Source organism: Prauserella muralis (genome assembly GCF_003202285.1).
Lineage (GTDB): Bacteria > Actinomycetota > Actinomycetes > Mycobacteriales > Pseudonocardiaceae > Prauserella_B > Prauserella_B muralis.
On record NZ_MASW01000001.1, the window covers coordinates 1,564,599 to 1,576,477 of the forward strand.

At 69.4% G+C, this 11,879-nt stretch carries 11 protein-coding genes; all 11 read left to right on the plus strand.

The features are described 5' to 3' along the window. Positions 1-113 precede the first annotated feature (113 nt). The 11 genes from BAY60_RS08510 (at position 114) to BAY60_RS08560 (ending at position 11,694) form a co-directional block, all read left to right on the plus strand. Positions 114-1,265 carry an ABC transporter ATP-binding protein gene (locus BAY60_RS08510; protein WP_112280204.1) on the plus strand — a complete coding sequence of 384 codons (1,152 nt, stop codon included), beginning with the start codon at positions 114-116 and terminating at the stop codon, positions 1,263-1,265. Then, positions 1,262-2,056, plus strand: coding sequence for an MlaE family ABC transporter permease (locus BAY60_RS08515; RefSeq protein WP_112280205.1), 795 nt, complete (start codon positions 1,262-1,264; stop codon positions 2,054-2,056). The genes BAY60_RS08510 and BAY60_RS08515 overlap by 4 nt, the downstream gene beginning before the upstream one ends. 7 nt (positions 2,057-2,063) lie before the next feature. Continuing rightward, a complete protein-coding gene (locus BAY60_RS08520; RefSeq protein WP_112280206.1) occupies positions 2,064-2,903 on the plus strand; it encodes an MlaE family ABC transporter permease in 840 nt (279 codons plus the stop codon). 31 nt (positions 2,904-2,934) lie between these two features. After that, the gene (locus BAY60_RS08525) at positions 2,935-4,284 is read left to right on the plus strand and encodes an MCE family protein (RefSeq protein WP_112280207.1); all 1,350 of its coding nucleotides are present in this window, start codon (positions 2,935-2,937) and stop codon (positions 4,282-4,284) included. Then, positions 4,281-5,312, plus strand: coding sequence for an MCE family protein (locus tag BAY60_RS08530; protein ID WP_112280208.1), 1,032 nt, complete (start codon positions 4,281-4,283; stop codon positions 5,310-5,312). Before BAY60_RS08525 ends, BAY60_RS08530 begins: the two co-directional genes overlap by 4 nt. Next, a complete protein-coding gene (locus tag BAY60_RS08535) occupies positions 5,309-6,295 on the plus strand; it encodes an MCE family protein (protein ID WP_112280807.1) in 987 nt (328 codons plus the stop codon). The genes BAY60_RS08530 and BAY60_RS08535 overlap by 4 nt, the downstream gene beginning before the upstream one ends. After that, positions 6,292-7,476: an MCE family protein gene (locus BAY60_RS08540; protein ID WP_112280808.1), complete on the plus strand. Its 1,185-nt coding sequence runs from the start codon at positions 6,292-6,294 to the stop codon at positions 7,474-7,476. The genes BAY60_RS08535 and BAY60_RS08540 overlap by 4 nt, the downstream gene beginning before the upstream one ends. Beyond that, the gene (locus BAY60_RS08545; RefSeq protein WP_112280209.1) at positions 7,476-8,681 is read left to right on the plus strand and encodes an MCE family protein; all 1,206 of its coding nucleotides are present in this window, start codon (positions 7,476-7,478) and stop codon (positions 8,679-8,681) included. The genes BAY60_RS08540 and BAY60_RS08545 overlap by 1 nt, the downstream gene beginning before the upstream one ends. Before the next feature lie 169 nt (positions 8,682-8,850). Next, positions 8,851-10,110: an MCE family protein gene (locus BAY60_RS08550; protein ID WP_112280210.1), complete on the plus strand. Its 1,260-nt coding sequence runs from the start codon at positions 8,851-8,853 to the stop codon at positions 10,108-10,110. Positions 10,111-10,146: 36 nt separating this feature from the next. Continuing rightward, positions 10,147-10,719, plus strand: coding sequence for a hypothetical protein (locus BAY60_RS08555; protein ID WP_112280211.1), 573 nt, complete (start codon positions 10,147-10,149; stop codon positions 10,717-10,719). 21 nt (positions 10,720-10,740) lie between these two features. Continuing rightward, entirely contained in the window at positions 10,741-11,694 is a 954-nt protein-coding gene (locus BAY60_RS08560) for a hypothetical protein (RefSeq protein WP_112280212.1), read from the plus strand. Positions 11,695-11,879: the final 185 nt, after the last annotated feature.

Sequence of the window (11,879 nt, forward strand, 5' to 3'; positions counted from 1 at the left end):
GAGCGGTGGCTTACTGACTGAAACTGGCGAGTAACCTGTGCGCACTCAACTCGTTGCATGTGGGTGACGCAGGCTTCGGGGCGTGTCGCCGCGAAAAAGCTCCGGGAGGTGCGATGGGTGCCGAGGTGGTCATCGAGGGCTTGACGAAGTCCTTCGGTAAGCAGGCCATCTGGCGTGATGTGACGCTGACGCTGCCACCGGGCGAGGTCTCGGTGATGCTGGGCCCGTCGGGCACCGGCAAGTCGGTGTTCCTCAAGTCGATGATCGGGCTGCTCAAGCCCGACCGCGGCAAGTGCGTCATCAACGGCGTGGACATCGTGCGCTGCTCGGAACACAAGCTGTACGAGACGCGCAAGCTGTTCGGCGTGTTGTTCCAGGACGGCGCGCTCTTCGGCTCGATGAACCTCTACGACAACGTCGCCTTCCCCCTGCGCGAGCACACCAAGAAGTCCGAGACCGAGATCCGCAGGATCGTGCTCGAAAAGCTGGAGATGACCGGTCTCGCCGGCGCCGAGAAGAAACTGCCCGGCGAGATCTCCGGCGGTATGCGCAAGCGCGCGGGCCTCGCGCGGGCGCTGGTGCTGGACCCGGAGATCATCCTGGTCGACGAGCCCGACTCCGGCCTCGACCCGGTGCGCACCACCTACATCTCCCAGCTGTTCCTCGACGTGAACGCCCAGATCGACGCCACGTTCCTGATCGTCACCCACAACATCAACCTGGCCAGGACGGTGCCGGACAACCTGGGCATGCTCTTCCGCAAGGAGCTGGTCATGTTCGGGCCGCGCGAGGTGCTGCTCACCAGCGAGGAACCGGTGGTCAAACAGTTCCTCAACGGCCGCATGGACGGCCCGATCGGTATGAGCGAGGAGAAGGACTCGGCGACGATGGCCGCCGAGCGCGCCATGTTCGAGGCAGGCCACCACGCGGGTGGTGTGGAAGAGGTCGTGGGCATCCCGCCGCAGATGCAGCCCGCCCCCGGCGTGCCGGAGCGGCAGGGCGCACGGCGCCGCAAGGACCGCGTGATGAAGATCCTGCACACCCTGCCCCCGGCCGCCCAGCAGGGCATCCTCGACTCGCTCAGCCCCGAGGACCGGCGCTACTACGGCATCGGCGAACAGCACAGCACCGTCGGCGCGCGGCGCGGCCAGCTGCCCACCGAGGACGTCGCCCAGCTCCCGGACGGCGGCGGCTGGCGGGAGCCCCAGTCCACGCAGTCGCACCCCACCCAGCGGCTGCCCCGGTACGACCAGGGAACCTCATGAGCTCTGGGGCCTCGACGGCCAGGGTCCCCGGCATCGGGATGCTCCGCGAGACCGGGAAGCTGTTCGCCCTCGGCCTGGACGTCGGCCGCGGAATCTTCCAGCGGCCCTTCCAGCTGCGCGAGTTCATCCAGCAGTCGTGGTTCATCGCCAGCGTCACGATCCTGCCGACCGCGCTGGTCGCCATCCCCTTCGGCGCGGTCATCTCGCTGCAGTTCGGTTCGCTGGCCCGCCAGCTCGGCGCCCAGTCCTACACGGGCGCGGGCAGCGTCCTCGCCACCGTGCAGCAGGCCAGCCCACTGGTCACGGCGCTGCTCGTCGCCGGTGCGGGCGGCTCGGCCATCTGTGCCGACATCGGCGCGCGCACCATCCGCGAGGAGATCGATGCCATGGAGGTGCTCGGCGTCTCCGCGGTGCAGCGGCTCATCGTGCCGAGGGTGCTCGCCTGCATGCTCGTCGCGCTGCTGCTCAACGGCATGGTCAGCGTCATCGGCGTGCTCGGCGGCTACTTCTTCAACGTCGTGCTCCAGGACGGCACACCCGGCGCCTACCTCGCCAGTTTCTCGGCGCTCGCGCAGCTGCCCGACCTGTGGGTCGGCGAGCTCAAGGCGCTGATCTTCGGCTTCATCGCCGCGGTGGTCGCCGCCTACCGGGGCCTGAACCCCCCACCGGGGCCGAAGGGCGTCGGCGACGCGGTCAACCAGTCCGTCGTCATCACGTTCCTGCTGCTGTTCGTGGTCAACTTCGTGATCACGCTGATCTACCTGCAGATCGTTCCGGCGAAGTTGGACTGAGACGACCATGGCATCCCTATCCCAGAACGCGAAACGGATCGCGAACCGGCCGCTGGAGACGCTCGACACCCTCGGCGACCAGATGTCGTTCTACCTGCGCGCGATCGCCTGGGCGCCCAGGACGCTGCGGCGGTACACGAAGGAAGTGCTGCGTCTGCTCGCCGAGGTCAGCTTCGGCTCCGGCTCGCTCGCGGTCATCGGCGGCACGGTCGGCGTGATGATCGGGCTGACGCTCTTCACCGGTGTGCTCGTCGGTCTGCAGGGCTTCTCGGCCCTGAACTCCATCGGCACGTCGGCGTTCACCGGCTTCCTCACCTCGTTCTTCAACACGCGGGAGATCGCACCGCTCGTGGCGGGGCTCGCCCTGTCCGCGACCGTCGGCGCCGGCTTCACGGCCCAGCTCGGCGCCATGCGCATCTCCGAGGAGATCGACGCGCTCGAGGTCATGGGCGTGCCGAGCCTGCCGTACCTGGTGACGACGCGGATCATCGCGGGGTTCGTGGCGGTCATCCCGCTCTACGTGATCGGTCTGCTCAGCTCCTACCTGGCGTCCCGGCTGGTGGTCATCTACATCTACGACCAGTCGGCGGGCACGTACGACCACTACTTCGACCTGTTCCTGCCACCGCAGGACGTCTTCTACTCGTTCGTCAAAGTGCTGATCTTCAGTGTGCTGATCATCCTCACCCACTGCTACTACGGCTACCGCGCCAGCGGTGGCCCGGCAGGCGTCGGCGTCGCCGTCGGCCGCGCGGTCCGGTTGTCGATCGTCACGGTCGCGGTGGTGAACTTCTTCATCGGCTTCGCCATCTGGGGCACGGACACGACGGTGAGGATCGCCGGATGACGGGCAGGACAGGGTACGCGGAGGACGCAGCATGAAGGCGGCCATGGTCACGCTGCGCCGCAGGCTGCTGGGCCTGCTTCTGATCGCCCTGCTCGTCGGCGGGGTGGCGCTCAGCGTCGCGATCTACAACAAGAGCTTCTCGACGTTCGTCACCGTCAAGCTCCAGGCCGACAAGATCGGCAACCAGCTCACCGAGAACTCCGACGTCAAGGTGCGCGGCCTGATCGTCGGCAGCGTCGCCGACATCACGCCGACCGAGACGGGCGCCGAACTCACCCTGCACCTGCGCCCCGACCAGGCCGACCTGGTGCCCAGCAACGTGTCGGCCCGGTTCCTGCCGAAGACGCTGTTCGGCGAGCGGTTCGTCTCCCTGGAGATCCCGGACGACCCTTCGCCGCAGAGCCTGCGCAACGGCGACGTGATCCCGCAGGACCGCACCTCCAGCGCCATCGAGCTGGAGCAGGCGCTGGAAAGTCTCATGCCGGTGCTGCAGGCGGTGCAGCCGCAGAAGCTCTCGAGCACGCTCACCGCGATCTCGACGGCGCTGCAGGGCAGGGGCGAGCCGCTCGGCCAGACCCTGTCCGAGCTCGGCGACTACCTCGGCAGGCTCAACCCGCACCTGCCCGACCTGCAGGAGAACCTGCGCCAGCTCGCCACGTTCTCCGACAACCTCACCGCCGCCGCGCCCGACCTCGTGCGCACGCTCGACAACCTCACCACCACCAGCCGCACGATCGTCGAGCAGCGGCAGAACCTGCAGACCCTCTACGGGAGCATGACCAACGTCTCGGTGAACCTGCAGTCCTTCCTCGAGGCCAACGCGAGCAACATCATCAGCCTCGGGGAGACGGCCCGGCCCACGGCCGAGCTGCTGGCCAGGTACGCGCCGGAGTACCCGTGCTTCCTCGGGCAGATGGCCGAGCTGCTGCCGCGCATCGACAGGGCCTTCGGCAAGGGCACCTCCAAACCCGGCCTGCACGCCACCATCGAGATCACCACCAACCGCGGCCCGTACAAGCCCGGCCAGGACGAACCCGAGTACAACGACAAGCGCGGACCACGCTGTTACGACATGGAGCAGTACCCGGACCCGTTCCCGCAGCACCCGCCGGACGGGCCGCTGCGGGACGGCAGCACCTCGCCGCCGCCCGCCCGCTCGCAGAACGACGGGCTGAACCCGGCGAACAACGCCGCCAACGCGGGCGGCTACAACGGCTCCGGCACCACCGCGGGCGGCAACCCGGCCAACTCGTCGGCCGAGTACGCCCTGCTCTCGCGGCTCATCGGGCCGCAGATCGGGATGGACTCCGCCGAGGTGCCCGGCTGGGGCGCCCTGCTCGTCGCACCGCTCTACCGAGGGGCGGAGGTGACTGTCCGGTGAGAAATGTGGGAGCGCCGCTGACGAAGCTGGTGATCTTCATCGTCGTCACCGTCGTGTTCACCGCGGTCCTCGGCATCAGCATCGCGAACGTGAACCTCGCCAGCACCAAGACCTACACGGCCCGGTTCACCGACGCGACGATGGTGATCCCCGGCGACGACGTCCGCATCGCGGGCGTGCGCGTCGGCCAGGTCGCCGCCGTGCGCATCGCCGACCGCAGGCAGGCAGAGGTGGAGTTCGAGGTCGACGCGGGCCGCACCCTGCCCGCCGGCGTCACCGCCACCATCAAGTTCCGCAACCTCGTCGGGCAGCGCTACATCTCGCTCGATCGCGGCACCGGCGAGATCGGCGGCACCCTGGAGCCCGGCGACACGATCCCGCTGGAACGCACGCGGCCTGCGCTGGACCTCACGGAACTGTTCAACGGGTTCAAGCCACTGTTTCGGGCGCTCGCGCCCGAGGACGTCAACAAGCTCTCCTACGAGATCATCCAGGTGCTGCAGGGCGAGGGCGGCACGGTGGAGAGCCTGCTGTCGCACACCGCGTCGCTGACCACCACGATCGCCGAGAAGGACAAGGTGATCGGCCAGGTCATCGACAACCTCAACAACGTGCTGGCCACCATCAACGAGCGCACACCGCAGCTGTCGGACCTCATCACGCGCCTGCAGCAGTTCGTCTCCGGCCTTGCGGCCGACCGCGAGCCCATCGGGCAGGCCATCGAGTCCCTCGGCGAGCTGACCAGCACCACCGCGGGCCTGCTCGGCGAGGCGAGGCAGCCGCTGAAGGAGGACATCAAGGCGCTGGGCGTGCTGGCGGGCAACCTCAACGACAACGAGCCGGTCGTGGAACACTTCATCCGGTTCCTGCCCGAGAAGGTCACACGGATGGCCGCCACCGCCGACTACGGCTCCTGGTTCAACTTCTACCTGTGCGAGACGCACGGCAGCGTGCAGATCCCGGGCCTGATGAGCAAGCCGGTGGACCTGCCGATCCAGCCGGCGAGCAGGGAGCGGTGCACGGCATGAAGAGCTTCTCCAAGCGCAACCCGATCCCGATCGCCGTCGTCGGCATCGTCCTGATGGTGCTCGGCACCGTCGCCGCGCTCAACTCCGACGACCTGCCGATCATCGGCGGCGGCACCACCTACACGGCCGACTTCAGCGAGGCGGCGGGCCTGCAGACCGAGGACGAGGTCCGCGTCGCGGGCGTCAAGGTCGGCAAGGTCACCGACATCGAACTCGCGGGCGACGTCGTGCGCGTCTCCTTCAAGGTCAAGGACGCGTGGCTGGGCGACCGCACCAGCGCCGCCATCAAGATCAAGACCCTGCTCGGCCAGAAGTACGTGGCGCTCGACCCGGTCGGCGACGCCGCGCTCGACCCCGGCGAGACCATCCCCCGGGAACGCACCGCCGCCCCGTACGACGTGCTCGAGGCGTTCCGCGGCCTGTCGCAGACCGCCGACCAGATCGACACCGACCAGCTCGCGCAGAGCTTCGACGTGCTCAGCCAGACCCTGTCCGGAACCCCGGACGACGTGCGCGGCGCGCTGACCGGCCTTTCCCGGCTGTCCGACACGATCGCCTCCCGCGACCGCCAGCTGGCCACGCTGCTCGCCAACACCAGGCAGGTCAGCCAGACGCTGGCCGACCGGGACGCGCAGCTGTCCAAGCTGATGGAGGACGGCAACCTGCTGCTCGCGGAACTGGCCCGCAGGGAGCAGGCCATCTCGGCGCTGCTCCAGGGCAGCCGCGACCTCGCCACCCAGCTGCAGGGCCTCGTCGACGACAACCAGGCCCAGCTCGACCCGGTCCTGAAGGAGCTCGACCAGCTCACCGGCATGCTGCAGCGCAACCAGGACTCGCTCGCCGAGGGGATCAAACGGTTCGCGCCGTTCATCCGCGTGTTCAACAACACGATCGGCAACGGCCGCTGGTTCGACAACTACATCTGCGGCCTGCTGCTGCCCTCCATCGGGCCGCTCAACGAAGAGGGGTGCCACGCGCGATGACCGACACCCGCTTCGGACAGAGCCTCGCTCGCGGCGTCGCGATCGCGTGCGTCCTCGGCCTCGTGGTCGCGGGCGGGCTGTGGTGGACGCTCAAGGACGCGGGCGTCAAGCACGTCACCGCCTACTTCCCGACCGCGATCGGCCTCTACGAGGGCAACGACGTGCGCGTGCTCGGCGTGCAGATGGGCGAGGTCACCAACGTCGAGCCCCTGGGCGACAAGGTGAAGGTCGACATGACCTACGACCGGGAGGTCTCGGTCCCCGCTGACGCGCAGGCCGTGATCGTCGCGCCGTCGCTGGTCTCCGACCGCTACGTCCAGCTCGCCCCCGCCTACACGGGGGGCTCCCAGCTCGACGACGGCTCGGTGATCCCGATGAACCGCACCGCCGTGCCGCTCGAGATCGACCAGCTGGGCGAGAGCCTGAGCCGGGTCTCGGAGTCGCTCGGCCCGAACGGCGCCAACGCCGACGGCTCGCTGTCGGACCTGCTGAACACCCTGTCCGCCAACATGGACGGCAACGGCAGGATGCTCAACGACACGATCACCAAGCTCAGCATGGCCGCGGGCACCCTCTCCGGCAACTCCGGCGACCTGTTCAAGACCGTCGAGAACCTCGCCAAGCTGTCGACGACACTGGCGAACAGCGACGACGAGGTCCGCCGGTTCGAGACCCAGCTCGCCGACGTCAGCTCGTACCTGGCGGGGGAGAAGGACAACCTGTCGGCGACCGTGCGCCAGCTCGGCACCACCCTGTACTCGGTCCGCGACTTCATCCAGGCCAACCGGGGCCGGGTGAAGTCCAACGTCGACAAGCTCTCCTCGATCACGCGGGTGCTCGTCGACCAGCGCGCCGCGCTTGCCGAGACGCTCGACATCGCGCCGCTGGCGCTGGGCAACCTCGCCAACACCTACAACGCGTCCTCCGGCACGCTCGACGCCCGGGCCAACCTCAACGAGCTGACCCAGCCGCCGATCGTGATGATCTGCAACTTCCTCAAGCAGACTCCCGAAGCGCTCGACGCGGTCGGTGAGGCGTGCGGCTCGGTCGCGCCCCTGCTGGACAAGGCGCTGCCGCTGCCGTCGCTGGCGCAGTCGGTCAACGCCCTGAACCAGGGGCAGCTGCCGCCGCTGCCGCTTCCGCTGACCGACCAGCTGGTGAGTTCGGGAGGTGGCCAGTGATGAGGCGCCTGCACAAGGCCGTCGTCGCGATGTCCGCCGCGGCCCTGCTGGCGGTGTCCGGCTGCGGGTTCGAGGGGATCTACGACGTCCCGCTGCCGGGCGGCGCCGACCTCGGCGACGACCCCTACCGGGTGAAGGTGCAGTTCCGTGACGTGCTCGACCTGGTGCCCCAGTCGGGCGTGCGGGTCAACGAGGTGCCCGTGGGCCAGGTCGAGAACGTCGGCCTCGCCGAGGACGGCTGGACCGCCGAGGTCACCCTGCTCGTCAACGGCGACGTGACGCTGCCGGCCAACGCCGTCGCCAACCTGCGCCAGTCCAGCCTGCTCGGCGAGAAGTACGTCGAGCTCACGCCTCCTGCCGAGGCGCCGTCGCAGGCCGAGCTCGCCGACGGCGACCTCATCCCGGTGGCGCGCACCAACCGCAGCGTCGAGGTGGAGGAGGTGCTCGGCGCACTGTCCATGCTGCTCAACGGCGGCGGTGTCGAGCAGCTCAACACCATCACCAAGGAGCTGAACAACACACTCGAGGGCAACGAGCCGGACATCAAGGCTCTGCTGCACAACGCCGACCGGCTGGTGAGCACGCTGGACGCGCAGTCGAGCGACATCACCCGCGCTCTCGACGGGCTCAACCGGCTGTCGTCGACGCTCAACGCGCAGCGCGACCAGATCGCCGGCGCGATCGAGAACCTGGGGCCCGGCCTGCAGGTGCTCGAACAGCAGCGCGGCCAGCTGGTGACGATGCTGCAGGCACTCGACCGGCTCTCCACGGTGGCCGTCGACACGGTCAACGCCAGCCAGGAGGACCTGGTGGCGAACCTCAAGGCGCTGCTGCCGACGCTGCGCAAGCTCGGCGAGGCGGGCTCGGACCTGCCGAAGGCGCTGGAACTGCTGCTGACCTACCCGTTCAGCGACGCCGCGGTGGAGGGCGCGAAGGGCGACTACTTCAACCTCTACGCCACCATCGACCTCAACCTGGGGGAGGTGCTGGCCAACATGGGCCGCAGCAGGCAGAACCCGCTGCAGGACGTGCCGATCCTCGGTGGGCTGACCAGCGGCCAGCAGGGCACGCCGGAGAACGCCCCTCCGCCGCTGCCGGTGCCGGGCACGCAGAGCCCGCCGCCGGGCGGCCAGCAGAGCGGGCAGCAGCCCCAGCCGACGGGCGTGGAGGGGATCTTCTCGATCCTGTCGGGGGGTGCGGGCTGATGTGCGCGCGCGTCGTAGAGCGCGGCCACCGGGACGCGCCCCGGCCGGAGGCCCCGCGATCGCGGGGGCGGGGCATCCGCTCTCACGCCGGTGACCGGTACTGCTGCGAGGATGCCCCGGCGACGCGATCGCGTGTGCGCGTCCGAGACAACACAGGGGGTGCGGGCTGATGCTGGTACGCAAGACGAGGATCCAGCTCATCGCCTTCGCGATCATCTCGATCGTCGCGATCGTCTACGCCCTCGTGCGGTTCACCGAGGTCGAGAAGGCCTTCGGCTCCGGCGGCTACACCGTGCACATGCAGCTCACCGAGTCGGGCGGCATCTTCACCGGCGCCGAGGTGACCTACCGCGGCTTCAACATCGGCAAGGTGGGCAGGCTCAGCCTCACCAAGACGGGCCTGCAGGCCGACCTCAACATCGAGCCGGAGGCACCGAAGGTGCCGGAGGACCTGCACGCCGTCGTCGCGAACCGCTCGGCGGTCGGCGAGCAGTACGTCGACCTGCGCCCGGTCACCGAGCAGGGCCCGTTCCTGGAGAACGGGTCCGTGATCCCGGCCGAGCGCACCGACACCCCGGTGCCCACGGAGAAGGTGATCGGCGACCTGAACAGCCTCGCCTCGTCGGTGCCCACCGACGCGCTGCGCACGGTGGTCGACGAGTCCTACGACGCCTTCCAGGGCACGGGCGACGACCTGCAGGTGCTGATGGACACCACCCGCGACTTCACCCGGGTCGCCCAACAGTACCTGCCGCAGACCGTGCAGCTGCTGGAGCAGGGCAACGTCGTGCTGAACACGCAGAACGAGCTGTCCGGGTCGATGCGCTCGTTCAGCCGCGACCTGGCGTCGCTGTCGGAGACGCTGAAGAACTCCGACGGCGACCTGCGCAGGCTCATCGACGCCACCCCGCGGGCGGCCGACCAGATCAACGCGGTGCTCGCCGAGACCGGCCCCGGCCTGAGCTCGCTGGTGGCGAACCTGCTCACCACGTCGAACCTGATGATCACCAGGCAGGACGGCCTCGAGCAGGCGCTGGTGACCTATCCGGTGGTGGCCACGGGCGCGTTCAGCGTCACTCCCGGCGACGGCACGGCGCACCTGGGCCTGGCGCTGAACATGTTCAACCCGCCCTCGTGCACCAAGGGCTACCGGCCGCCCGAGCAGTACCGTGCGGGCAACGACACCACGGAACGCCCGCCCAAGGCCGACGCCTACTGCGCGGAGCCGCCGGGCAGCCCGATCAGCGTCCGCGGGTCCCAGAACGCGCCGTTCAACGGTGTGCCGGTGGAGCCGAGCCAGGAGCAGGTGCGGTCCAACTCCACCAGGGACGAGGAGGAGCTGGCCTCCCTGCGCGGCGTGCCCGGGGTGGCGGGCAGCCCTGGGCTGTCCATCACGAGCCTGAGCCAGCTGGTGGGGCTGCCGGGCTGACGCCGAGATCACACACCCGACCTACTCTGGAGCGCTATGAGTTCGGACGAGCAGCGGAGCACCCCCGCTGACGGTCCCACCCGGCGGCCGCCACGGTGGCTGGTGCTGGGCAGCGCCGCGCTGGCCGCGGCGGCCTTCGTGGTCGCCGTGACCTTCGGGATCATGTGGTGGGCCGCGTCTTCGGACGACACCGCCAACATCGCCGCGGCCAGGGAGAACGTCGTGCGCGCCGCGGGCAACGCCGTGACGGCCTACACGGAGCTCGACTACGAGAACCTGGACGCCTACTTCAGCAGGCAGAAGGAAGTCACCACGGGTGATCTGCTCAACCAGATCAACCAGTCGGAGAAGACCTACCGCAAGGCCATCGAGGACGCCAAGACCAAGGTGGTGTCCACCGTGCAGGACGTCGCCGTCGAGGAGCTCAACGAGCACGAGGGCAAGGCCAGCGCGCTGGCGATGGTCAAGACCCAGGTCAAGCAGGGCGACAACGAGGGCACCAAGGTGCTGCGGCTCGAGGTCGAGATGACCCGCGTCGACGACGGCGGCGACCAGGTGTGGAAGCTGTCCGGAATCGGCGAGGTGCCGGTCGCCGGTACGGGCCAGTAACGCGTCAGAACGGAGTCAGTCGTGCCACCTTCCCGCCGCATTCCCGGCGCGAGCGAGCCGTCCCGGCGTCCCCGGGTCGCCGGCCTGCGCAAGCCGGCGGGGCCGTCGGTCCGTCCCGCCCGGCCGCGGCCGGAGCCGCAGGAGCCCGAGGAGACCCCCGAGGTCACGGAGACCGCCGAGCCGGAGACCGCCTCTGCCGAGCCGGTGGAGGAAGCCGAGCAGGCCGAGCAGGCCGGGGAGCCTGCCGACGAGCCCGCGGCGCCGAAGCCAGGTCCGCGCCGCAAGGCTCGCGACACCGGCACTCCGAAGCCGGAGAGCGAGGACGACCTCGCCGAGGCCACGCCGTCCGAGCGGACGGAGCGGCAGGACGGCGCGCGTGGCCGCGGAGCAGGGCGTGGCTATGCGGCCGTCGCCGTGCTGCTCGTGCTGGCCGTGGTGTTCAGCGGGCTCGCGGTGCTGTTCAAGTACCGCCACAGCGAGGTCAGCGCCGCCACGGACAACACGGCGCTCATCGACGTGGCCGCCACCGCGCAGGTCAAGGACGCGATGAGCAGCGCAGCCGAGCGCCTGTTCTCCATCGACTACAACGACATCGGCAAGACCGAGAAGGCCGCCGACGAGCTGCTCGTCAACGACGAGGTCCGCAAGACCTACGACGCGCTGATGAGCGACGTGCGCAAGCGTGCGCCCGAGCAGAAGATCGTCGTCACCGTGAAGGCCACCCGCAGCGCGGTCGTGGCGCTCGAGGACGACCGCGCCAAGGTCATGGTGTACATCGACCAGACGGCCACCAGGACGCAGGACAACCAGACGTCGGCGGGCAGCGCGGCGCTGTGGTTCATCACGGAGAAGCGCGACGACCAGTGGAAGGTGACCAACATGGACACCTACACGGCGGGCCAGCCGGCGCCCACGCCGGCTCCCGGCCGGCAGGCACCCCCGGCGAGTGGCACGGGCGGCTCCGCGGGCAACTGAGGAGCGTGGCCGGCTGTGGCGCACGGGGCACGTGGGGCTCGGGTTGACGCCTGCTCCGAGCGGGTCAAACGGTGCGGACCCCTCGTGGGCGCTTGACTCAGCGTCCGCGGGGGTTCACGCTTACAGGCAACGGCGCGCCGTGCGGGAGGCGAGCCAGAAGACGAGTGAGAGAGGCTGGGCGCCCG

Bases quoted from the DNA above. Each gene is read 5' to 3' on its own strand.
- BAY60_RS08510 (WP_112280204.1), top strand. From the start codon at position 114: ATGGGTGCCGAGGTGGTCATCGAGGGCTTGACGAAGTCCTTCGGTAAG.
- BAY60_RS08515 (WP_112280205.1), top strand. From the start codon at position 1,262: ATGAGCTCTGGGGCCTCGACGGCCAGGGTCCCCGGCATCGGGATGCTC.
- BAY60_RS08520 (WP_112280206.1), top strand. From the start codon at position 2,064: ATGGCATCCCTATCCCAGAACGCGAAACGGATCGCGAACCGGCCGCTG.
- BAY60_RS08525 (WP_112280207.1), top strand. From the start codon at position 2,935: ATGAAGGCGGCCATGGTCACGCTGCGCCGCAGGCTGCTGGGCCTGCTT.
- BAY60_RS08535 (WP_112280807.1), top strand. From the start codon at position 5,309: ATGAAGAGCTTCTCCAAGCGCAACCCGATCCCGATCGCCGTCGTCGGC.
- BAY60_RS08540 (WP_112280808.1), top strand. From the start codon at position 6,292: ATGACCGACACCCGCTTCGGACAGAGCCTCGCTCGCGGCGTCGCGATC.
- BAY60_RS08545 (WP_112280209.1), top strand. From the start codon at position 7,476: ATGAGGCGCCTGCACAAGGCCGTCGTCGCGATGTCCGCCGCGGCCCTG.
- BAY60_RS08550 (WP_112280210.1), top strand. From the start codon at position 8,851: ATGCTGGTACGCAAGACGAGGATCCAGCTCATCGCCTTCGCGATCATC.
- BAY60_RS08555 (WP_112280211.1), top strand. From the start codon at position 10,147: ATGAGTTCGGACGAGCAGCGGAGCACCCCCGCTGACGGTCCCACCCGG.